The sequence below is a fragment of the Vreelandella neptunia genome (assembly GCF_034479615.1).
GTDB lineage: Bacteria > Pseudomonadota > Gammaproteobacteria > Pseudomonadales > Halomonadaceae > Vreelandella > Vreelandella neptunia.
In genome coordinates this window covers 863754-889756 of the sequence record NZ_CP140255.1, presented here as the reverse complement: position 1 = coordinate 889756, position 26003 = coordinate 863754, and the positions used below count along the sequence as shown (strand labels likewise).

General features: G+C 57.5%; 4 protein-coding genes. All 4 read right to left on the bottom strand.

What is annotated here, in order from left to right; genetic code table 11:
* Positions 1–43: 43 nt before the first annotated feature.
* Positions 44–11707, bottom strand: a complete 11664-nt coding sequence (locus tag SR894_RS04115; RefSeq protein WP_290276310.1) for a non-ribosomal peptide synthetase — start codon at positions 11705–11707, stop codon at positions 44–46.
* Positions 11704–15027: a non-ribosomal peptide synthetase gene (locus SR894_RS04110; RefSeq protein ID WP_133732961.1), complete on the bottom strand. Its 3324-nt coding sequence runs from the start codon at positions 15025–15027 to the stop codon at positions 11704–11706. The genes SR894_RS04115 and SR894_RS04110 overlap by 4 nt, the downstream gene beginning before the upstream one ends.
* Position 15028: 1 nt before the next feature.
* Positions 15029–24925, bottom strand: a complete 9897-nt coding sequence (locus tag SR894_RS04105) for a non-ribosomal peptide synthetase (protein ID WP_246638017.1) — start codon at positions 24923–24925, stop codon at positions 15029–15031.
* Between the two features lie 75 nt (positions 24926–25000).
* Complete coding sequence (locus SR894_RS04100) at positions 25001–26002, bottom strand: TauD/TfdA family dioxygenase (RefSeq protein WP_133732963.1); 1002 nt, start codon at positions 26000–26002, stop codon at positions 25001–25003.
* Position 26003 lies beyond the last annotated feature (1 nt).

The following is a 26003-nucleotide window of genomic DNA, read 5'->3' as shown; positions in this document are numbered from 1 at the left end:
AGCAACTCGATTACTGCTATTTTCAACCGTGCCACGACCGTGACTACTCCAATATTTTATTTTCCTTGCCTTCTGAAGCACGTGCATCGCCCAACAGATAACCTGCTTGCCGTGCCAGTTGCTCTAGGAAGACGGGGTGCCGAACAATACCCATATGATCCGTATCCAACCAGACAGAACTTGAGAGAGAATGTCCGATCGCCTGGGCCAGCAACACTTCGGCATTCTCGTTGCTTTCTGGTGATTGAGACGCCCACCAGGCATGCACAGGTGCGTGCAACAGGCGAAGCCGATCATGCCCAAGGGCGAGATGGCGCAAGTGCTGTTCCACGGCAAGAAGCTGTTGCCAATCGTCCTGTTGCTGACCGTCCGGTATATTGCCCGATTCCGCATAGGCCTCGTCCTGTCCTGCACCGGGTACGTAGCCATCGATCAATCCGACGAAGGCCACGGTTTTACCCAGCCGCTCCAACAACGCGGCCATTTCCAGCGCAAGGGTACCGCCCATGGACCACCCCAGCAGGTAGTACGGCCCTTTAGGCTGCTGTTCCAGCACTGCCCGAACATAGTCCCGCGCCATATCCACCAGGGAGGTATCGCGCCAACTCGGCTCCTGAACCTGCCGGTTCTGCAATCCCCAGATGGCCCACTCCGGCACAAGCTTCGCGGCTAAAGGGTAATAACCAACCACTGTGCCGCTCACCGGATGAGGGCAAAATATGGCTGTCCCCCTGTCGTTACCTTCCGCCAAACGAAGTAATGGATTGAGCCTTCCCTTGTCTTGCTCTGTTTCTCGCTGAAGGGAAACAGGCACCTTCCTTTGATGTGAAGGTGCCGGTGTGGCAGCGATCAGCGCTTCCAGCGATCGACCAATTGCCTCCATCAATCGCTGCACAGTATGTGCATGATATCGCTTGCCACTATAGCGACAGGTGAGAGACAGCTCTCCCCGATGAATCTGGCCATTGATTTCTAGTTCCCAATTCAATGGACTCCATGGATCCACCAGTTTTCCTGGGGACTCCGGGGCAAGCTGGAATCTGCTGTCCGCCAAGCTCTCATCCAGTTGCCCCAGATAGTTGAAGGCCAGCCGAGGGGTGGGAGCCCGTGATAGCCGTGCGCGAACCTCAGGTTTACCGAGATAGCGCAGTGCACCAAAGCCTATTCCTTTTCCGGGCACTGCCGCCCTCCGTTGGCGAATGAGTTCCAGAGTATCTGCAGGGCTACCGGTAGCTCTGAGCCGCAGAGGATAGAGGCAGGTAAACCACCCCAGGGTTCGACTCAAATCGAGAGTGTCATCCAAGGGTTCCCTGCCATGCCCTTCGACGGCTACCAGCGGTTGCTCCAGGCCGCCCCAGTCTCTTAGCCCTTCGGCCAGCGCCGTCAGGAGCATGTCATCGATTCCAGCCTTGTGGATAGCCAGAGTTTCCCGCAACAATCGGCGAGTTGGATCCGCTGACAGCCGCCATTCACACTCACCGACATCGATCGCGGCATTGCGCCCCTGTGGATCATCGACAGGCCAGGAGTCATCGCCCGAGACAATTTCCAACCAGTCATCCAGCTCCTGATCCCACGCCCCCTTGGCTGCTCGATCAGAAAGATGGTTCGCCCATTGCTGGTAACTAGCACAGGGTAGTCCAGGTTCGGGATCGAGCCCTGCCTCGATCTGGCGATAAATTCGATCCAGATCTTCCAGGAGAATGCGCCAGGACACCCCATCCACAATCAGGTGATGGATGCTCAGCAGTAGTCTCTGCTCGCCCCCAGGCAGGTTCATCAACAGCAGGCCAGCTAGTGGTCCGTGCGACAGCTCGAAACTCCCGTGAACCTCATCACAGACCGCAGGCACCTGCTCAACACTTTCTAGCTCAACCACCCGCAAGATCCGTTCCGCCGATTCAGTCTCGCGATAGAAGGCCATCCACTGTTCATCTTGCTGATAGAATCCGAGTCGTAACCCATCGTGATGGTCGATCAGGGCCTGGACGGCCTGGAACAAACACCGCGGATCCAAGGAGCGCTTGACCCTTAGCAACAGTGCTTGGTTCCAGTGAGAACGATTGGACATCGGCTGATCGAAGAAATGAGCTTGGATCGGCGTCAGCGGCAAGTCGCCACCCACTGGCTCGACTCGTGCCGGAATAACGTCCAGCGGCTCCAAAGCCGTTGCCATCTCGACCAAGCGGGGTTTGAGGAATACATCCTTGGGTGCCAAATGCCAACCAACCCGACGCAGGCGAGTAATCAACCCCAGGGACTGAATGGAATCACCTCCCAGCTCGAAGAAACTATCATTACGGCTAATATCATCGTGACCAAGCACCATTTGCCACAGCTCCGCCAGTGCCACTTCCACTTCCCCCTGTGGAGGTGCGTACCTCGGACTGCTAACAGGTTCCGGCTCAGGCAAGGCCTTGCGGTCTACCTTACCGTTGGCATTCAGCGGCAGTTCCTCAAGCATCACCACGACTCCCGGCACCATATAATCCGGCAACTTTTGCCCTAGTCGCTCACGCAGTAAAGCGGTATCAAGCTCACTGTTAGCCTGGGGAACCACATAGGCTACCAGCCTAGAACCACCGGGGCCTTCGTGGGCGACCACCACCGTCTCGCGAACCTCCGGCTGAGAGAGCAGTTCGGCTTCGATCTCGCCCAGTTCGATACGCAGGCCGCGGATTTTCACCTGGTGATCGAGGCGGCCGAGATATTCGAGCTGGCCATCCTCCCGCCAGCGCACCAGATCGCCGGTACGGTAAAGGCGTTCGCCCTCTGTGAACGGATCAGCGACAAAGCGCTCCGCCGTAAGATCACTGCGATTGAGATATCCACGGGCCAGGCTTACCCCGCCCAGGTACAACTCTCCTGCGACACCCTGTGGTACCAGATTGAGTTCCCCATCCAAGACGTAGGTACGGGTCCCGCTAATGGGTCGCCCAATGGGGATCTGTCGGTGGGCGTCATCACGGCACCACCAGTGAGTGACATGAATGGTGGTTTCGGTGGGGCCATAAAGGTCGTGCAGGTTGGCACCGTCGAGACATTCAGCCACATCCTGCTGCAGCGTGGCTGGAACGGCCTCGCCACCGCACATAATATGCTTGAGTCGCGTCTTGGCCTTCACATCAGGATAGGTCAGGAAGGCCTTGAGCATTGAGGGCACAAAGTTGAGCGTGGTGACGCCGTGCCGCTGAATCAGCCCGATGATGCGCTCTGGATCTCGATGGTCGCCTGGTTGGGCGATCACCAAACGTGACCCGACACTTAGTGGCCAGAAAATCTCCCACACAGAGACATCAAAGCCGAACGGCGCCTTGTGCAGTACGGCATCGGTATCGGTGAGTTGGTAGGTCTCCTGCATCCAGACCATGCAGTTGGTCAGGGCATCATGGCGGATGGCGGCCCCCTTGGGCCGCCCGGTGGAGCCCGAGGTGTAAATCACGTAGGCGAGGTGCTCGCCGTGCAGCGCCACCGCGGGATTGGTAGAGGCGTGATGTGCCACGTCCAGCCGATCCAACTCCACAACGCTGAGTCCATCCGCTACCGGCAATGATTCGCGCAAGTGGTGCTGAGTCAGCAGCAGCTCGATGCCACTATCTTCGGCGATGAACGCCAACCGCTCCGAGGGATACTCAGGATCCAGCGGCACATAGGCACCACCCGCCTTAAGAATCGCCAGCAGCCCCACCACCATATTGATGGAACGCTCCACGGCGATACCCACTCGGGTCTCAGGTTTTACGCCTAGGCCGATCAGATAGTGGGCCAACTGGTTGGCGCGGGCATTGAGTTCAGCATAGGAAATCTGTCGATCATCGAAGATCAGTGCCGTGGCCTTGGGCTTCGCCGCTGCCTGGCGCTCGATCAAGCAGTGTATCGGTTCGTCTTGCGAGTGACATTCTTCGTTTACCCCCCATTGTTGTAACTGGCCGCGCTCTCGGTCACTCAGCAAATCTATATCGCACAACAACCGTTGCGGGCACTCGGCCAAGGCCTTTAACAACACCAACAATTGATCCGCCATCCGCACGACAGTTTCTGAATTGAAGATATCAGTCGCATAGTTTAGATGGCCTGTAATGTGACCGTTCTCATCTTCCTGAGTCCCCAGCACCAGATCAAAATGGGCATTCTCCACGGGTGCAGCCAATGGCTCGCAACACACGCTACCCATTCGATCCAACGGACGATGGTCGAAGACCTGATGGTTGTAGCCCACCTGGAACAGCGGGTTATGGCTAAGGCTACGTTCGGGCTGTAAGGCCTCCACCAACTGCTCGAACGGTAGGTCAGCGTGCGCATGCACTTCACGGGTACGCTTGCACACATGGGCCAGCAGATCGCTGATCCGGTCACCAGGCTCGGTCTCTGCGCGCAGTACCAGAGTATTGACAAAAAAACCGATTATCCCCTCGGTGCCAGGCTGATGACGCCCAGCCACGGGAACCCCGATGCGCAAGTCTCGCTGACCACTGAGGCGATGTAACAGGGCTGCGAAGCCGGTCAGGATCAGCATAAACAGGGATGCCTGCTGATCCCTGGCTGATTGGCGCAGTTGATCGACCAGTTCTGGGGGAAAGTTGAAGGTATGCTGAGCCCCACTACCATACCGCTGGGCCGGGCGCGAGCGATCGGCAGGCAGATCCAGGGGGGGGTGCTCATCGCCTAGCTGTGCCTTCCACCAGGCCAATTGACGTTCCAACTCTGCACCCGACAACTGTTCTCGCTGCCAAATGGCATAGTCGGCATACTGGGTCGCCAAGGGTTCGGCTTGCACCGGCTCCCCGAGCGATTCGCTGCGATAGAACGCGACCAGTTCCTCCAGCAGCACCTGCATGGACCAGCCATCGGAGATGATATGATGCATACATATCAGCAGACACCATTCACGCTCGCCCACCTGAACCAAGGCCCCCCTCCAAGGCGGCAAGGCTTCCAGATCGAAAGGGCGCCGACTGACATCCCGGAACCGCGCTTCAACGACGGCCTCCGTATCGCCGGCAAAGCGGAGATCATGCCGCTCGATGGGCACGTCTATCGTCTCCAGTACCCGCTGCTGCGGAGTCCCGTCCTCGCCATGGCAGAAACAGGTGCGCAGGGACTCATGCCGCACGATCATCTTCTCGAACGCCGCAATCAGGGCCTCTTCATCCAAGTCTCCCTGCAGCCTCATGCCGGAAGGCAGATGGTAGGCACAACTATCAGGTTCCAATTGCGCCAGGAACCACAGGCGCTGTTGCGCAAAGGACTGAGGCGCCAGTTGGCCGCGTACAGCAGGTTGCAAGGCAGGAGTTTCCTCCACCGGCACTCGCTCCAGCATCGCGGCTAATGTCGCCAAAGTTGCTGACTCGAACAGTACGTTCAAAGGCAAGGTCTTCTTCAAGACCTTCTGAATACGATGAACCAGATGTACTCCGAGTAGAGAGTGGCCACCAAGGCTGAAGAAGTTGTCACGACGCCCGACCCGCTCAACTTCCAACACCTCCTGCCAGAGCTCGACAAGCCGGCACTCGGTCTGCGTTTGCGGTGCCTCGTAATCGGCCCCTTCCATTGCGGGGATGGGCAGAGCCTTGCGATCCAGTTTACCGTTGGCCGACAAAGGGAATGTCTCCAACGTGACGATATGCGCTGGCACCATATAATCTGGCAGATAGTGCCTGAGTTCGGCTTGCAGGGCATCGAGATCCACATCCGAGCCCTGCGCATAGCCCACCAGCTGTCCCTGGTGCGCCACCACCACGGCCTCGCCAACATCAGGTCGAGAACGCATCACGACCTCTATTTCTCCCAACTCGATCCGTAGGCCCCGTAGCTTGATCTGGTAATCCAGCCGTCCCAGATATTCGAGTGTACCGTCGCGACACCAGCGGGCTAGGTCACCACTGCGATAGAGGCGTTTGCCCTTTTCAAAAGGACTCGGAATGAAGCGCTCCGCAGTCAGTTCCGGCCGACCGTGGTATCCCTCGGCCAACCCTGCACCTCCGATGTAAAGCTCGCCAGCTACGCCGATCGGCTGAGGCGCCAAGCGGCTGTCCAGAATATGAATCTGCAGGTTGCCGATGGGCCTGCCGATTGGAACGGTAGTGCGCTCATCTTGACCGCAGATCCAATGCGTGACATCGATGGCCGCCTCAGTCGGACCATAGAGGTTATAGAGTTCCGCCTGCGGCAAATCCTCCAGCGTTCGATCCTGCACGTCTTTCGGCAAAGCCTCACCACTACAGACGATGCGGCGCAGGGAATCGCAACCGGACAGATCCTCCTGGGCCAGGAACACCGCCAGCATTGACGGCACGAAATGAAGCGTGGTCACCGACTCCTGGCGAATCAACTCCATCAATTTCTTCGGCTCCTGGTGGACACCAGGCTGGGCAACGACTAGGCGTGCTCCCACCATCAATGGCCAGAAGAATTCCCACACCGACACATCGAAACTGTACGGAGTCTTCTGCAGTATGCTGTCGTATTCCTTCAGCGAATAGGCTGACTGCATCCACTGCAACCGGTTGTATAGAGCCCCATGGGTGTTCGCCACCCCCTTCGGCTTGCCGGTGGAACCAGAAGTATAGATCACATAGGCACGCTGCTCAGCGGACAAAGGGACATCGGGCGCAGTTGTCGGCCGATCGGACAGATCGATTCGATCCAGGTTGATGGTCATCAGACCATGCGAGACCGGTAACCGATCCAGCACGGCATCGTGGGTCAGCAACAGCGCGACACCGGCATCGGTCAGTACCTGTTGCTGCCGAGTTTCAGGATGATCCGGATCGATGGGAACATAGGCGGCCCCCGCCTTGTGGATGGCATACAGGGCAACCACCATCTCGATGGAGCGCTCGGCGGCAAGGCCCACCAGCGCCTGGCGACCTATCCCCTGTGCCAGCAGGTAATGGGCGAGCCGGTTTGCCGCCCTGTCCAGTTCGGCATAGCTCAGACGTTGCCCACCGCAGACCAGGGCTTCGCGCCCCGGATGGAGCATCGCCTGCCGTTCGAACAGGCGATGCACCGGCTGCGGCTTACCGTAATCCACGCCGGTATGGTTCCAAGCGCTCAGTTGCTGACGCTGATCCTCGTCGAGCAGATCGTAATCGCAGACGATGCGTTCCGGAGCCACCACCACTTGCTCCAGCAGACACTCGAACTGCACGTGAAAATACTCGATGGTCTCGCTGTCGAACAGGTCGGTGGCATAGTTCCAACTGCCCGTCAGCACGCCGTCGCCGTCTTCCTGGGTGTTGAGCGCCAGATCGAACTGGGTCGTGCCGTTCTCCAGCTCTAGCACCTCTGCAACTAGTCCAGGCAGATGCACCTGATAGTCGTCGTCATGACGCTGATGATCAAAGAGTACCTGGAATAATGGGTTATGACTGAGGCTACGCTCCGGTTGCAACGCCTCCACCAGTTGTTCGAACGGCAGATCCTGATGAGCCTGGGCGTCGATGGCAGCCTCACGGACGGACTCGAGTACCCGCCCAAAGGTCGAGGTGGTATCCATCTCGCAACGCAGCACCTGGGTGTTGACGAAGAAACCGATCAAGTCCTCGGTTTCATGGCGGTTACGCCCGGCGATAGGCACGCCCACTCGCAGGTCGGACTGTCCGCTCAGGCGATACAACAAGACCTGATAGGTGGCCAGCAAAACCATGAATGGTGTCGCATTATGGGCAGCGGCAAGCGCATGCACCTGCTCCGCCAAGGGCCCGTTCAGCGTGAAACGATGACGAGCGCCCAGGAAACTCTGGCGTGCCGGTCGCGGCCGATCCGTTGGCAATTCCAGTACCGGATGCTCATCGCCCAGTTGATGACACCAGTAATTCAGTTGCCGATCACCTTCCCCCCCGGCAAGCCACTCCCGCTGCCAGATGGCAAAATCCGCATACTGGATCAGCAATGCACCCAGAGGCGACTCTTCGCCCCGACAGGCCGCCCCATACAAGGCACTGAAATCTCTCAGCAATACCGATACGGACCAGCCATCGGAAATGGCGTGGTGCATGCAAATCAACAGTCGCCATTCCTGTTCACCCGTCTTGACCAGCCCCACCCGCCACAGGCACTCCTCCGCCAGGAGGAAGGGTCGGCCCATGAATTCCTGGGCATGGAGACGCAAGGCTTTTTCGATATCGCCGGATTCACTCAAGTCAGCTCGTTCGATGTTCACCGGTGCGGGGGCATCAATTACCTGCCGGGGCACCGCCATGTCCTCGGGAGGCGCCACCAGGCGCGTCCGCAACACGGCATGGCGTCGCGCTAGATCATCGAAAGCCTGCTGGAGCGCTTGCTCATCCAGCGCTCCTTTCAAACGCAGCATACCCGGCAGATGATACGCCGAGGAATTTGGCTCGAGCTGATTCAAGAACCAGAGGCGCTGCTGGGCAAAGGACTGCGGCGCCTGGTTCAGCCCAAGATTACTCAGCCTATTCTCGCCCTGCAGTGTTTCTAGCTTGCCAAGACAAGTGGCAAGATCTTTCAGTATTGGCGTGTCAAAAACACTACGCACAGGTAATTCAATATTTTGCTCTCTACGAACACGCGAGGTCAGTCGAACCACCAATAGCGAATGACCACCTAACTCAAAGAAGTTATCGTGACGACCCACTCGCTCGACGCCAAGCATTCCAGACCAGATTTGCGCAAGAGTCTCTTCCATTTCACCCTGAGGTGGTTCGTACTTCGGACTGCTGACAGGTTCCGGCTCAGGCAAGGCCTTGCGGTCTACCTTACCGTTGGCATTCAGCGGCAGTTCCTCAAGCGTCACCACGATTCCCGGCACCATATAGTCCGGTAACTTTTGCCCTAGTCGCTCACGCAGTAAAGCGGTATCAAGCTCACCGTTAGCCTGGGGAACCACATAGGCTACCAGCCTAGAACCACCGGGGCCTTCGTGGGCGACCACCACCGTCTCGCGAACCTCCGGCTGAGAGAGCAGTTCGGCTTCGATCTCGCCCAGTTCGATACGCAGGCCGCGGATTTTCACCTGGTGATCGAGGCGGCCGAGATATTCGAGCTGGCCATCCTCCCGCCAGCGCACCAGATCGCCGGTACGGTAAAGGCGTTCGCCCTCTGTGAACGGATCAGCGACAAAGCGCTCCGCCGTAAGATCACTGCGATTGAGATATCCACGGGCCAGGCTTACCCCGCCCAGGTACAACTCTCCTGCGACACCCTGTGGTACCAGATTGAGTTCCCCATCCAAGACGTAGGTACGGGTCCCGCTAATGGGTCGCCCAATGGGGATCTGTCGGTGGGCGTCATCACGGCACCACCAGTGAGTGACATGAATGGTGGTTTCGGTGGGGCCATAAAGGTCGTGCAGGTTGGCACCGTCGAGACATTCAGCCACATCCTGCTGCAGCGTGGCTGGAACGGCCTCGCCACCGCACATAATATGCTTGAGTCGCGTCTTGGCCTTCACATCAGGATAGGTCAGGAAGGCCTTGAGCATTGAGGGCACAAAGTTGAGCGTGGTGACGCCGTGCCGCTGAATCAGCCCGATGATGCGCTCTGGATCTCGATGGTCGCCTGGTTGGGCGATCACCAAACGTGACCCGACACTTAGTGGCCAGAAAATCTCCCACACAGAGACATCAAAGCCGAACGGCGCCTTGTGCAGTACGGCATCGGTATCGGTGAGTTGGTAGGTCTCCTGCATCCAGACCATGCAGTTGGTCAGGGCATCATGGCGGATGGCGGCCCCCTTGGGCCGCCCGGTGGAGCCCGAGGTGTAAATCACGTAGGCGAGGTGCTCGCCGTGCAGCGCCACCGCGGGATTGGTAGAGGCGTGATGTGCCACGTCCAGCCGATCCAACTCCACAACGCTGAGTCCATCCGCTACCGGCAATGATTCGCGCAAGTGGTGCTGAGTCAGCAGCAGCTCGATGCCACTATCTTCGGCGATGAACGCCAGCCGCTCCGTGGGATACTCCGGATCTAGCGGCACATAGGCGCCACCCGCCTTGAGAATCGCCAGCAACCCCACCACCATCTCGATGGAACGCTCCATGGCGATACCCACTCGGGTCTCAGGTTTTACGCCTAGGCCGATAAGGTAGTGAGCCAACTGGTTGGCGCGGGTATTGAGTTCGGCGTAGCTGAGTGACTGATCGTCAAATACTAGCGCCGAGGCCTCTGGGGTTGCCTCAGCCTGCCGTTCAATTAGGTGATGGATTGGCTGGGCAGCGGGATGCCGTTGTGTGTTTACACCCCATTCCTGTAATTTTAACCGTTCAGCTTTATCTAGCAGTTCGATATCACTCAACGCGCGTTCAGGCATCTCTGCCAGCGCCTGAAGGATGACCGTATAGTGCTGAGCTAAACGCTCAATAGTGGTTGCATCAAACAGCTCTTCTGCATAAACGAAGCTTGCCTCCAGGCAACCATCCATGCGCTCTACCACATTTAGCGTCAGTTCTAGCTGTGCTCTTCCCTGTTCCAGCGGCCAGGTGCTGAGTTCCAGTCCTGGTAACGACTGCAGCGATCCATGATCTTGCTGTTGATAGTTGAACATTACCTGGAACAGCGGTGTGTGACTCAAACTACGCTCTGGCTGCAGTGCTTCCACTAATTGCTCGAACGGCAGATCCTGATGCTCTTGTGCCCCCAGTGCTGCGCGTTTGCCCTGTTCCAGCGCCTCGGTCAAGCTCAGGCGACCATATAACGTATTGCGCAGTACCTGGGTGTTGACGAAAAGCCCCACCACTCCTTGGGCTTCCGTCCGGTGGCGGTTGGCGATTGGCACACCGACCCGGATATCTTCCTGCCCGGTATAGCGATACAGTAACGCCTGGAAGCCTGTCAGTAGTGTCATAAACAGGGTGGCACCCTGCGACTGGGTTCGCTTGCGCAGCCCATTTATCAGTGACTCTGGGAGCACCATGTGGTGGCGCGCAGCGTGATAATACCCATCGTTGCGGCGCGGACGATCGGTCGGTAACTGCAGTACCGGGTGTTCGTCGCCAAGTTCCCTCTGCCAGTAGTCGAGCTGGCGCTCTTTCTCGCCAGCCTCCATCCATTGACGCTGCCAGAGTGCATAATCAGCGTACTGAATCGGCAGGACTGGCGGCTGCCATGTCTCACCTGTTACCCGAGCGGAGTAGTCCGCAGCAAACTCATCGATGATCAACTGCATCGACCAGCCATCGGAGATGATGTGGTGCATTACCACCACCAACAGGTGCTCCTCTTCAGCTAAACGCAGTATCCCCACGCGCAAAAGTGGCCCCTGCTCCAAATCGAAAGGATCATTGCAAAGCAGAGCAACCTGATTCTCTATCGCCACTTCGCGTTCAGCCTTCGGCATGTTAACTAAGTCAACTTCATGACATGCGAAGCTGCTCTCGGCCTGCACCACTTGCATCACCTCGCCTGCACCATCATCACGAAACACCGTGCGCAATGCTTCATGACGAGATATCAAAGCGGCGAAGCTACCCCACAGTGCGTCAGAGTCAAGCCCCCCCTTAAGAGACAGAGCTCCCGTAATGTGGTAAGCGCTGCTTTGGGGATCCAAGCGCCACAGAAACCACTGGCGAAGTTGGGCATAAGAGGGTGAGCAAGTTGTCTGTTGTGATACAGGGCGAGAAAGAATTGGGAACTGGCCAATGCCAAAGCCCTGAGAACGTATCTTTTCGTAAACTACTCGGCGCTGCTCGGCATGCAATCCGGCAAAACGTTCCGCAATACGATGTGTATCGATGTTACTCATTGAACGGTATCCATGCTGTCGATAAAGGAATTAATATCGGAGAGCGACTGCTCTAAGGAGTACCCGCTGCTTAGCGTAGCAATACACTCTGCTAGATCGCGCAACAGTGGTTTCTTAAACACCTCGGATAGCTGGAGCTCAACTTGCATATCAGCTTGAACACGAGCCACCATCTGCGCAGCCAACAGCGAGTGCCCACCGTGATCGAAGAAGTTGTCATAACGACCCACCCGTTCGACACCAAGGACTTCAGCCCAGACCATCGCCAATGCTTCTTCCACCTCGCCTTGAGGAGGTTCGTACTGCGATCCAATGTCTAAGCTCAACTCGGGTAGCGCCTTACGATCTACCTTACCGTTCGGGGTTAGCGGCAGTGCATCCAGAGTGACTATCACCCCAGGCACCATATAATCTGGTAACTTTTGCCCTAGCGTTTCGCGTAGAAAGGTGGTATCGAGTTCAACGTCGGCTTGGGGAACCACATAAGCCACCAACCTAGAACCGCCTGGCCCCTCTTGGGCAACCACCACTGCCTCGCGTATCTCCAACAGGGCTAGCAGTTGAGCTTCGATATCGCCTAGCTCAATACGGAAACCGCGCACTTTGATCTGATGGTCAATTCGTCCCAAGTACTCAAGCTGACCATCCTCCCGCCAACGCACTAGATCACCGGTTCGATAGACTCGTTCGCCCGCAATAAAGGGGTCGGCCACGAAGCGTTCCGCCGTCAGCTCAGCACGGCCTAAGTAACCCCGCGCCATGCCCACGCCGCCTAGATACAATTCCCCCGCTACTCCGGGTGGAGCGAAGTTGAGCGCACCATCCAGAACGTACAATTGCGTCGCGGCGATAGCGCTTCCCAGGAAAACCTGACTGTCTTTCACTCGATCCGTTGCTGACCAAATCGTGGTTTCAGTGGGGCCGTACATGTTCCACAATTCGATCCCCTGAGCTTGCAGATCCTCAGCCAAATCAGGTGGCAAAGCCTCACCACCGCATAGCCCCTTAAAACCTTCCGATAGCGGAGCCGTCGTCCATGGCCAGCCTGACGAACGTAGCAACCGCCAGCCGGAGGGTGTCGCCTGCAGAACCGTCGCTTTTTCCTGGTTGAGTAATTCACCCAAGGCTCTGCCATCTCGAGTCGTCTCGCGGCTCGCCAGTACAACCCTTGCTCCGCTGATCAATGGCAGATACAGCTCAAGGGCGGCAATATCGAACGACAGTGAGGTCACCGCCACCAGGATATCGTCTGGGCTTAGGCCTGGGGTTTCCTGCATGCTGAATAAGAAATGGCTAAGCGCATGATGGCGCACCATCACTCCCTTGGGCCGTCCGGTGGAGCCTGAGGTGTAAATGACATAGGCGAGGTGCTCACCATGGAGGGCTACTTCAGGATTATTCGAGGCATGGTGCGCTACTTCTAGACGATCCAGCTCGATAACACTCAGACTCTCAGCTACCGGCAACGTATCGCGAAGATGCTGCTGGGTGAGCAGCAGCTCGATGCCGCTGTCTTCGACCATATAGGCAAGTCGCTCGGCGGGGTAATCCGGATCCAGCGGCACATAGGTGCCCCCGGCCTTAAGAATCGCCAGCAGCCCTACCACCATCTCGATGGAGCGCTCCACTGCGATGCCCACTCGGGTTTCGGGGCGCCCCCCCAGGTCGATTAGATAGTGCGCGAGGCGATTGGCGCGGGTATTGAGTTCGACATAGCTGAGTGACTGCTCTTCAAATACTAATGCAGTAGCCCCGGGCGTTACTTCGGCCTGGCGTTCGATCAACTGATGGATTGGCTGGGCATCGGGATACTGCTGTGTGTTTACGCCCCATGCCTGTAATTGAAACCTCTCGTCGTCATCAAGCAGCTCGATATCTCTCAACACACGCTCCGGCATCTCTGCCAGCGCCTGTAGAATGACGATATAGTGCTGTGCCAAACGCCCAATGGAGTTGGAATCAAACAGCTCTTCTGCATAAACAAAACTTGCTTCCAGGCAACCGTCCGTACGCTCTATCACATTTAGCGTCAGTTCGAACTGCGCCTCTCCCTTCTCAATTGGCCAGATGCTCAGTTCCATCCCTGGTAGTGTCTGCAGCGCGCCATGATCCTGTTGTTGATGATTGAACATCACCTGGAACAGAGGAGGGTGGCTCAAGCTACGCTCAGGCTGCAGCGCTTCGACCAGTTGCTCAAATGGCAGATCTTGGTGGTCTTGTGCGCCCAGCGCTGCGCGCTTGCTTTTCTCTAGAGCATCAACCAAGCTCGAATGATCACTCAATTGGTTACGCAGCACCTGGGTATTAACAAAGAACCCAACTACCCTTTGAGTTTCCCTGCGATGGCGGTTAGCGGTCGGCACACCTACCCGGATATCTTCCTGCCCGGTATGACGATACAACAGTGCCTGGAAGCCCGTGAGTAATGCCATGAAAAGGGTAGCCCCCATCTCCTGTGACCGCTGACGTAATCCACTCACTATCGACTCAGGAAGCATTATTTCGTGGCGTGCTGCGTGATAGTGCCCATCGTTGCGACGTAGGCGGTCGGTCGGCAACTGAAGCACCGGGTGCTCATCTCCCAGCTCCGCCTGCCAATAGGCCAGTTGACGCTCTTTTTCACCCGCCTCCATCCACTGACGCTGCCATAGTGCATAATCGGCATACTGGATCGGCAAGGCGGCTGGCTGCCAGGCCTCTCCTGTCACCCGAGCACAGTAGCCTGCAGAAAACTCATCAATGATCAACTGCATCGACCATCCGTCGGAGACGATGTGGTGCATCACCACCACCAGCAAGTGCTCCTCATTGGCCAAGCGCAGGAGCCCCACCCGCAAGAGCGGCCCCTGCTCTAAATTGAAAGGTTCATTGCAAAGCCGAGCAACCTGATTCTCTATTGCCGTTTCACGCTTATCCTTCGGCATATGACTTAGATCAATCTCGTGCCATGCAAAATTACTCTCTGCCAGCACCACTTGCATCACCCCACCCTTACCATCATCACGAAACACCGTGCGAAGTGCCTCATGACGGGACACTATGTCGGTGAAACTATCTCTCAAGGCTTCAGGGCTAGGCGTTCCTTTGAGGGTCAGAGCACCATTAATATGGTAAGCGCTACTTTGAGGATCCATGCGCCAGAGAAACCATTGGCGCATTTGCGCGTAGGAAAGCTCGCTACTCTCCTGCTCCTTTCTCGGCACGATTGGTAACGTCGAAAAGTCGATACTCTGTTGTCGTAAAGCCTCAAGAAATACGCTCTGCTTGTCTCGTGGCAGGTTTGCGAAGCGCTCAGCAATCGTGTGTTTATTGAGTTCCATATCAGCTCTCCATTCCATCTAGTAGCGCTGCCATCTTTTCGAGCTGTGCGTTTTCCTCCTCTTTCGCACCTCCCCTGCTTTCCTGAATGGGCTCACACATAGAGGCCAATGTAGCGTGTTCGAAATAGCTGCGGAGAGGGAGACGTATATCGAAATGTTCTTCCACTTTAGATTGCACTTTAAGAGCCAACAGCGAGTGCCCCCCTAGCTCGAAGAAATTGTCGTGACGCCCTACCCGCTCGACACTCAGCACCTCGCTCCAAATCGCCGCTAGCGTCTCTTCCGTCTCACCTTGGGGTGGCTCATATTGCGCGCTACTGGCGAAGTCCGGCTCGGGCAATGCCTTGCGATCCACCTTGCCGTTGGGCGTTAGTGGTAAGGCATCGAGCATTACCACTAAACTTGGCACCATATAGTCGGGCAATACCTGCCCTAGACGCTCGCGTAGCTCTGCCGTATCGATCGACTCATGTGGCTGGGCGACGGCATAAGCCACTAACCTGGCGCCTCCTGGCCCTTCCTGGGCCACCACTACCGCTTCTCGTATAACATCGAATTCCACCAGCCGGGACTCTATCTCTCCCAGCTCAATGCGCTGGCCCCGTATCTTGACCTGCTGATCGGTGCGGCCGATGTACTCCAGCACACCATCAGTGCGATAGCGGGCCAGATCACCCGTCCGATAGAGCCGTTCTCCGGGCACTTCAGCATACGGGTTGGGCACGAAGCGATCCGCCGTCAGCTTCGGCTGATTCAGGTACCCCCGCCCAACACCGACACCGGCGACATATAGTTCGCCGCTCACCCCCATAGGTAATAGGTTTAATTGACTGTCGAGAACGAGTAGCTGGGTGTTATCAGCCGGTTTGCCGATCGGCACCACGGCTAAGTGCTCGTCATCGCCGCTTCGCAGCAAGTGCAGGGATACGTCATCGGCGCATTCTGCAGGGCCGTACGCATTGACCAATGGGATCGCCGGGTAGCGTGCGAACCATTGGCGGACTAGCTCAGACGTGGAGGCTTCGCCCGTGGGCAGCAGCCAGCGCAGTGCTAGCAGGTCGACTGGGGCAGTGTTCAACATTCCCTGGATCAGTGCGGGTACGCTTTGCAGTATCGTGACGCCGTTGTCGTGCGCATAAGGAAGCAACGCACTGGGGTCGCGTGCAATCTCATCAGGCACGATCTCGATGCTGGCGCCACACAACAGCCCCGCCAACGTTTGCCAGACGGAGATATCGAAACTCAGCGCTGCGGTCTGGGCAATGACATCGCTGGCCGACAGATCCAGGTAGGGAACCTTGCTCAATTGGTTGTTGAGCATGCCACGATGGCTAACGACGACACCCTTGGGTTCACCGGTCGAACCGGAGGTATAGATGATATAGGCGGCCTGATCAGGGTGAGCCGTTACAGCGGCATCCCCCTCTAGTCTTTCCGCCGTGACGAGATCCTCGAACACTATCATCCGCGGTGGGTTGGGCATGGATTCAAGCACAGTTTCGAGACGCGGTGTTTGCTCAGCAGTGGCGACTAGAACCGATGCATGGCTGGACGCCAGCATATCGGCGATACGCTGATCAGGAAGTCGGGTATCCAGCGCTAGATACGCACCGCCAGCCTTAAACGTACCCAGAATCATGCTTGGCAACGCTAGGCCGCGCTCGGCATGCAGGGCTACGACATTATCCTTCTTCACCCCTGCTTGCCGCAGTGCTTGGGCAATGCGATTGGAGGTGTCCTCTAGCTGATCATAAGTGAGTGTCTCTCCCTGATGGCGAACGGCAACTTGGCGTGGATGCTGTCGTACCTGCTCACGGAACAGGTCGATATAACCTCGCTCAAAGGGATAAGCAACCGACTGCCCTCTACATTGCGCCCGCTGTGTCTCCATCTCATTAACAGGCAATACGTCCAATTCATGATAGGGAGCATCAGGCCTGTCAATAATGTGCAAGAGAATTTGACGGAAGCCCGAGAGCAGCCTCTCGACCTCGGAATCGTCAAACTTACGGGCGTCGTAGGAGAGCTGCAGCATCAATTGCTCGCCAGGCACCACCACTACGGTCAAGGGGTAATTGGTGTGGGTGCGGTTGCCCTTGATAGACACATGAAGATCATGGATTTTCTCCGTTATGCTGGCATCTATCGGCGCATTTTCGAATACAAAGAGGCTATCGAATAGACTGCGTCCTTGTGACTGCTCTCCCAACGATTGAATTTCGACTAACGGTAGATGCTCGTATTGACGCATCTCCAGGTTTTTCGCCAATAGCCCATGCAGCCAATCAAGGACAGATGTTTGCGGCGAAGGGGCTGACACACGCAGAGGAATCGTGTTGATAAACAGCCCCATCGTCTCCTGTATGCCCTCCAGTTCTAGCGGGCGCCCAGCCACTGTCACGCCGAATAGGATGTCATCTACCTGGGAAAGCCGCCCTAACAGCAGTGCCCATGCCCCTTGTACGATCGTATTGACAGTCAATTGATGCTGTCGGGCAACGTTCTGTAGCTCTGCACTCTCATCGTGGGAGAGCGAGGAGAATACATCAGCCACCGTGGCAACACTGTCGTGCGAACCGTGCGGCTTAAGATAAGGAATCGGCGTTATCTCATCGAAACCTTCAAGCTCATGTTGCCAATAGTTGCGTAGCACATTGGCATCCTGCTGCTGCAACCAAGCGATAAAATCACGATACGGCCTTGGTTGCGTCAACTCGTGACTCGTCCCGAGACGATAGGCATCGTAGTAGTGGAAAAAATCGCTGAGCAACAGGGAGCGGCACCAGGCATCCATCAGAATATGGTGGAAACTCTGTACGACGTAGAACAGGTTCTCCGCCAGTTGAATAAGGCGTACCTTTAGCAATGGTGGCCGTTCCAGGTCGAAGCCATCATCAAGCTCCTGACGCAATAACACCGCCAAGCGCCGATCGGCCTCATCCTCGTCAATACCGCGCCAATCGATATATTCCACAGGTGAAGGAATTTGCCGATACACCACCTGCAACTGTATCTCTTCGGTTCGCCATACGAACCCTGTACGTAGAACCTCATACCGTTCGCCGGCTCGCTGCCAGGCTTTCTCGAAAGCATTGACGTCGATAGGCGAAGCAAACCGGTAGCGATCCTGCATCATGTACATACCAGCGCCTGGATTGAGCAGGGTATGCAATAGCAGCCCTTGCTGCATCGGCGCCAACGGGTAGATGTCCTCAACATTGGCGACATCCAATCGCAAGCCGTCCAGTTGCCCTTGACTCAGCCCCGCCAGCGGGAAGTCCGAAGGCGTAGCACCACGAACACCACTAGCACAGTGCTCAATCAATGCCTCTAGCTGCATCTGGAAGCTTGCTTGCAAGGCACGCATCGTTGCCTCGCTGTGAATCTCACGACTGTAATTCCAGTCGAAGCGCAGTTGGCCATCTTGAACCCAGGCCACCACCTCAATCCAGGTACGGCGCTTGCTTTCCGGCGCGCGAGCCTGCCCTGCATTCTCTTTGGCGAGCCGCCAGGCCCCATCGCCCTGTAGGGAGCGATCCAACTGGCCTAGATAATTGAAGGTGACCTGGGGGTAGGCACCACTAACCAGCGCGGGCTCTTCTTTCAAATAGCGCAGCACGCCGTAGCCGAGCCCCTTTTCAGGCACTTGGCGAAGTTGTTCCTTGATGGCTTTTAGGCTTGTACCGGGCTCCGCATTACCTGGGCTCAGGCGAACCGGGTAGAGGGAGGTGAACCAACCTACGCTGCGACTGAGATCGACACCGTCGAACAGGTCTTCGCGACCATGACCTTCCAGTTCAATCAGTACGCTATCTCTCTCTGCCCATTGGCACAGGGCGCTCGATAGTGCAGTGAGGAGCAGGTCATCCACCTGGGTGCGGTAGGCTTTATGCACCGGCCCCAGCAGTTGCGTGGTCGCTTCGGTAGGCAAACTGCCAACGAGCGATGCGGTATCGGCGACGGTGTTGCTGCCATGTGGATTATGTGCGGGTAGGCTGGGCTCGGGCTCTTTGACAAGACTCTCCCAATAGGAGCATTGCTCAGCCAAAGCCTGCGATTTGGCATAGTCGGCCAGGGCACGCGCCCACTCATCTAGCGAGGTGGTGGCTGGTGGTAGATCGACTGTCTTGGCTGCACTTAACTGCGTGTAGGCCGTTTGCAGGTCATCGAGAATCACACGCCACGAGACGCCGTCTACCACCAGGTGGTGAGCCACTAGCAGCAATCGCCCGCCGCGCTCGCCTCCCAGTGCCATCCAGATGGCTCGGAACGGCCGCTCCAGGCTTAGGCTGTGTTGTGCAGCATCGGCGGCCTGGGTAATGGCCTGCGCCGGATCCGCATGGTCACTCAGATCCAGGTGCTCGAAGAGGTCATCGGCTAGCTTGCCATAGGCTTGTTGCCAGCGATCGTCGATGCGCTCAAAGCGCAGCCGCAAAGCGCCATGATGATCGACCACTGCCTCAATGGCACGCCGTAGCAGCGCGGCATCTACATCACTGGCCGCTTCCAGCATCAACGACTGATTCCAGTGGTGTGGCTCGGCAAAGTTCTGCTCGAAGAACCAGCGCTGTACCGGCAGCAGCGCAAAGGAAGCAGCCTTATTGGGCGCAGCCGCTTGTTTAGGAGCGGTAGCAGCTAGAGGCGTGGCCATCGCCGCCACTGCGGCAATGGTCTGCCCTTCCATCAACTGCTTGGGCGTTACCTTGTAGCCACGCTTACGCGAGCGCGCGACGATCTGCAGGCTGAGGATGGAGTCACCACCCAACTCAAAGAAGTTGTCGTTACGCCCCACCTGCTCGCAGCCGATCACGTCAGCCCAGACCTCTGCCAACGTCTCCTCCGCTTCTCCTTGGGGCGCTTCAAAGGTTTTTCCACTACCGGCTTGCACTGGCTCGGGTAATGCCTTGCGATCCAGCTTGCCATTGGCGGTTAGCGGCAGAGCCTCCAGCCGTACCAGGGCGCTGGGCACCATATAGTCCGGCACGCGCTCGCCAAGCTGCGCGAGTAACGCGTCGTCATCGACGTCGCTCCCGGCTGCCATCACCACATAGGCGTACAGTTGCGCGCGTCCTTCCTCATTTTCCCGCGCTACCACTTCGGCCTCCGAGACCCCTGGCTGGTCGCGCAGCAGGGCAGCGATCTCGCTCGGCTCCACCCGATAACCGCGAATCTTGACCTGATCATCCACACGGCCAAGGAACTCCAGGCTACCGTCGGCCAATTGGCGCACACGGTCACCGCTGCGATAGAGTCGCTCCCCCGCATGGAAGGGGCTGGCGACGAAACGTTCCGCTGTTTGTCCCAGCCGCTGTAGATAACCTTGAGCCAACCCAGGGCCACCCAAGTAGAGCTCGCCGGCAACGCCCTTCGGCACCGGATTAAGCCAGGGGTCGAGCACATAGGCCTGAGCATTGGCCAGCGGTTTGCCGATCGGCACTGTGCTGGCAGCTCGATCGGCTATGTCGGCTTGCTGGGTGAGAATACCGACCGTGGTTTCCGTAGGGCCGTAGTGATTAAGCACCTGGCATTTTGGCTTGAGTTCGGCGATACGCGCCAGTAGCGCCCAGTCGGTCGCTTCTCCGCCCAGGATAAGGCGCTCGTGGGGAAGTACATCGGCCGGAGTTGCCGCACTCAGCAGCGCCCGCAGGTGGCTAGGCACAATTTTGAGCACATCCACCTGCTGTTCGCGCATATAAGCCGCAAAGGCATCTGGGTCGAAGGCGCAGTCGGGGGAAATAAGATGCAAGGTACGCCCGGTGCACAAGGCGCCAAACAGCACGGTATGGCCCAGATCCGCCGCTACCGTCGACACCATTGCCATGTTGCGGGCACCTTCTGGTAGCGCCAGAGCTTCCAGAACGCCCTGCACGTAATTGGCCAGCGCAGCGTAACTCACCGCCACTCCCTTGGGCTTGCCCGTGGAGCCAGAGGTATAGATCACATAGGCCGTCTGCTGGGGATGGATAACGGGTGGTTCGTGCTCTACTGCAACTGGAATATCATCGGCAAACGCCAGCTCCATTACCGGAATGTCATCGCTCCAGTCGCAAGCCATACTGCTCAGCATTAAGCGAGCGCCACTGTCAGCCAGTTGATAGGCCAAGCGCTCCGCTGGCAGTTGCGGATCAAGCGGCACGAAAGCCCCGCCCGCTTTGATTACGGCGAGGATACCGAGCACGTACTCGCACGAACGCTCAGCGTGAATGGCAACACGCACCTCGGAACCAACGCCTTTTGCGATTAGTGCCTGTGCCAGACTCTGGGCTTGGGCATCCAGGCTGGCATAGGTATAACGGTACTGCCCGTCGTTTACGGCTAGCTCATCAGCATGAGCTGCCACCACTTTCGACAGCAGGGTGGGTATAGCCTGAGTGAGAATCTCGCTTTGGTTTCCTTCCAACACGGAGATAGGCTCAGGTAGCGACTGCATCGCTATGTGAGACCGTGGATCAGCTACGACCTGCTCGGCCAGGAATCGGAATGCCTGGCAGAAACGCTCGATCGTGGTGGCATCGAATAGCTCTGCGGAGTAAGCGAATAGACCTGCTATTCCCTCGGGCTCATCGCAAAAATCGAGACTCAGGTCGAAGTGGGCAATGCCCGTGAATACCTGCTCAGCTTGAACGGTCAGGCCAGCCACGTGGCGATCCGCCTGCCACATTTCCTGCTGAGTGCACTTCACCTGGAACAGTGGATGTACACCCGGTTGCCGTTCGAGTTGGAGCGCTTCGACTAACTGATCGAAAGGGACATCCTGATGCAGTTGGGCATCAATCAGGGTAGCGTTCACCTCATCTAACAAACGTTCGAAATTTCCAGTGGGATCAATCTGAGTGCGCAACACAACGACATTGATAAGGTACCCAATTAAGCCCTGAAGCTCGGTTTTATGCCGATTGGCAATCGGCGCCCCTACCTTGATATCTGTCTCACCGCTAAAGCGATGCAGGGTCAGCTTTAGTAGTGCCAAGATCACGGTGTAGAGCGAAACGCTTCGTTCACGAGCTAGGCTACGTAGCCGCTCGCTCAACTCATCGGTAAGCGTAAAGCGCAATCGGCCTTCACTCGGTGCGGACAGCGCTTGGCGTGGGCGATCCAAGGGCAATGCTAGCGGGGGATGATCTCCGGAGAGGCGTTCACACCAGTGAGCAAGTTGGCCCTGCCGCTCACTACTATATCTCTCACTGCTATCTCTCTCACTGCTATGCTGCTGACGCTGCTGCCAAACCGCATAATCTGCGAACTGTATTGGCAGTGGTGCAAGCTTGACTTCTTGCTGTGTGCACGCACCCTCATAAAGTGCGCATAGATCATCGATGAGCACCTGTACTGACCATCCATCGCCAGCAATGTGGTGCTGCACGACAGCTAACACATGGTGCTCCGTGGACAAGCGGTAGAGGGCGGCGGTTAAGGGAGGTGCCTGATCCAGGTCAAAAGGCTGCCGCGCCAGTTTAGTGAGTGCGTCATGCAGTGCCTGCTCCTGCTCAACCACGGTATCACCGGGCATCTCGTTACAGATCAACTCAGGATGCCAATCCTGCGCTAGCCGCTGAACAGGTTCTCCCGCATCACTCAAGGGGTAGTAAGTACGTAAAATGTCATGGCGCTGCACGAGATCCTCCAGCGCTGCATTGAGCGCTGTTGGCTCCAACACCCCCTTGAGATGCAGTGCCCCTGCCATATTGTAACCAGCGCTCTGGGGATCAAGTTGCCACGTCAGCCATAGGCTGCGCTGCCCTTCCGACAGCGGTATGTCGCCTTGACGCTGATCATCTTCAAGACGGGGGATAGCCATCCCTCGTTGATCCGATGGTGCCGCCAAACGTGCTTCGATAGCGTTAGCCATGGCAGACAAGCGCGGTTGCTCGAACAGCGCGTGCAGAGATAGCTCGACGCCCCAGTGATCACTGATGGCGGCGGCTAGGCGCACCGCCGCCAGAGAATTACCACCGCTGGCGAAGAAGTGGGCATCTCTTCCCAACGGCTTTTCCTTGCCGTCCCCCAGCACCTGGCACCAGAGCTTCGCCAACGCTTGCTCCGTTTCGCTTCCAGCTTCCGCAGTAGAGTGCGATGACTTTCCTCCGCCCTCAGCGTCACCACCGCTGACAAAACGCCCAAAGGCGTGAATGGCGTAGGCATCCAGGCTACCCGCTTCCCAGCCTTGGCGGCAGGCGCTGCGCTGCAGTTTGCCGCTGGAGGTTTTGGGAAGGCCACCTGGGTTGAGCAGTAGCACTACCGAAAGTGGCTCGTGGCAAGCGCTCCCCACCGTCTCGCTTAGCGCTTCGACCAGCTTCTCGGCGGGCACTAGCTTCTGTATGCCGCGGGAAACTTCTGCCGCAATGCCAATCCCTTCAGCGCCTTCGGGGGTGGTCACTGCAAAGGCCGCCACGCGCCCCTTACGCACCGCTTCCACCTCGGCTTCGATAGCGCTCTCGATATCCTGGGGGTAGACGTTATGGCCGCGCAGAATGATGAGATCTTTGATACGCCCGGCAATATACAGCTGCCCCTCGTGCAGAAAGCCCAGATCGCCGGTGCGTAGCCAGCGATCATCGCGAGCATCGTGGTTCTGTGCATCAGTATCATCGGTGCGCTGCCAACTGACCCCATCGCGGGTGACAAAGGCTTTCGCTGTTGCTTCTGGATTCTGCCAATACCCATGTGCCACGCTGGGCCCGTTGACCCAGATCTCGCCGACGTCACCACTGGGCAGCGAGTGAAGCCCCTCAGGATCGACAATATCGATAGCGTGACCGGGTTCCGGTGTACCGCAGCCCACCAGGGTGTTGCCTTCAACCGCTGAGGCAGCCTTTCCCTCGGCCAGCGACTGTTGAGAAAAAGCTGTGCCCACTACGCCCGTACCGCGCGAATTACAGCTAACCAATAGCGTCGCTTCGGCCAAGCCATAACAGGGTGCTGCAGTGTCAGCGGCAAAGCCCGCCGGGCGGAAGCGTTCGATAAAGCCAGTGAGGGTATCGTGGCGTACCGGCTCGGCGCCTGAGAACGCGACCCGCCAGCTGGATAAGTCGAGCGCCTCAAGCTGCTCGTCGCGGATACGCTCAAGACACAGCCGATAGGCAAAATCGGGGCCACCGCTAATGGTGCCCCGGTGGCGGGAGATCGCTTCCAGCCAGCGTACCGGCCGCTGTAAAAAGAAGGTGGGGCTCATCAATACCGCGGGAATGCCGCGATAGATGGGCTGCAGCAGGCCACCGATCAGCCCCATGTCGTGGTAAAGCGGCAGCCAACTGACGAAAACATCGTCGGCACCAATCGAGAAGCCTGTCTCGATAGCACGCTCGTTCGCCATCAGGTTGCCATGGCTGACCATCACCCCTTTGGGCGTGGCCGTGGAGCCTGAGGTGTACTGTAAAAAGGCGATATCACCACGCTTTGGGTGATGCTCGACCCAGTGTTCAGCGCGGCTCTCATCTACGGCATCCACAGGGATCAATTCCGCACTACCGAAGCCTTCGCTTGCAGATGCGACCACATCGATAATCGTTGTAGAGGTAAGCACACAGGCGGCCTGGGAGTCGGCGGCAATGGCGAGCAGGCGCGCCAGGTGCTGCTGCTTGGCCGACTCTGGAGGGAAGACCGGCACAGCAATCACCCCGGCATATAGGCAGGCGAAGAACGCCACCACATAGTGCTCATCGTTATCCAGCAGAATCAAGGCACGCTCACCAGCCGGGAACCGCTGCTGGAGTTCGCTGGCCAGGGCGCGGGAACGCCGCTCCAGGGTGGCGTAGTCAAGGGTGATCTCACCTTGAGCGTTCACTACAATCAGCGCCCTGTCACTGGGCCTTTCCCGGGCCAGACGACTTAAATGCTCGACATAGCTTCTAAAAACGTCGCTGTGGTTAGCAACGTTATGGGACGGGTGGCTGTTCATTGTCTGGGCGTGCCTTATATTCATATGCGTACCTGCTGGAACTCCTGGCCGTGGCGTGGGATTGAGCCGTTGTATTCAGTCTTTGGAGAGGTTGCCGTGGCCTTCCGCCATGGCGACGACGACTTTGCGCGGCCCTTTGAACGGCGTGCGTGCATGGGCGACCAGCATGTTGTCGAGCATCAGCACATCGCCTGCCTGCCAGGGGAACATCACCGTTTCGTCGGCCAGTACGCCGCGGATCTCATCGAAGATGGCATCGTCAATGGGGCTACCATCGGCAAAGAAGACGTTACGCGGCATGTCTTCAGGGTCGAGCAGCTCTTCCAGCGACTCTCGTACCTCTGGCTGCAGGTTGGAGACATGGAAAAGATGGCCTTGGTTGAACCACACCTGCTCACCGGTGACCGGGTGAGTCTCTATGCTTTGGCATAACTGGGTGGTACGCAGGTCGCCATCGGGCTTCCACTCACAGCGAATACCCGCGCGCAGGCAGAATGCCTCCACTTCAGCGCGGTCTTCGGTGTTAAACACCTTTTGCCAAGGCATATCGAAATCGCCGTAGTTGCGTACGTAGAGAATGCCGGGGGCAAAGCGCTCGCGGATCTCTGCGGGCATACGGCGGTAAATAGCGCGGCTATCAGCTATCGGCGTCTCTCCGCCTTCGGGGGAAGCGGTGACACAGTGGAACCAGATTTTCATCGGCCACTCGCGGGTGTAGGCCTGCTCATTGTGGAGGGGAATATGTTGATGAGCGGGATACTCGGTCGAGGTATAAATGCCTGACGAAACCGCTAAACGCGGTGTTGAGGCAAACTCATAACTCAGCAGCGGATGACCAAAGGCGGCAGCAAACTGCTGAAAATCGTCCACGGAGGGAACATCGAAGCCTCTTAGCAACACCCCGCCGACTCTGGCCACCAGCGCCTCAATATCCCCACGCAACTCGCCAAAGGCTTCCAGCAGTGGCTGCCCTGGGTAGGAGGGAGAAATCATAATGGGCAGCTCCGAATCAGCAGGCCCCTGACGTTTGGATATGGTGTTGGTTTGTTGCGTTGGTGTTGCGCTTTGGCTGTCCATT

Coding starts and splice junctions, on each gene's coding strand:
- SR894_RS04115 (WP_290276310.1), bottom strand. CDS start 11,707: ATGAGTAACATCGATACACATCGTATTGCGGAACGTTTTGCCGGATTG.
- SR894_RS04110 (WP_133732961.1), bottom strand. CDS start 15,027: ATGGAACTCAATAAACACACGATTGCTGAGCGCTTCGCAAACCTGCCA.
- SR894_RS04105 (WP_246638017.1), bottom strand. CDS start 24,925: ATGAACAGCCACCCGTCCCATAACGTTGCTAACCACAGCGACGTTTTT.
- SR894_RS04100 (WP_133732963.1), bottom strand. CDS start 26,002: ATGGACAGCCAAAGCGCAACACCAACGCAACAAACCAACACCATATCC.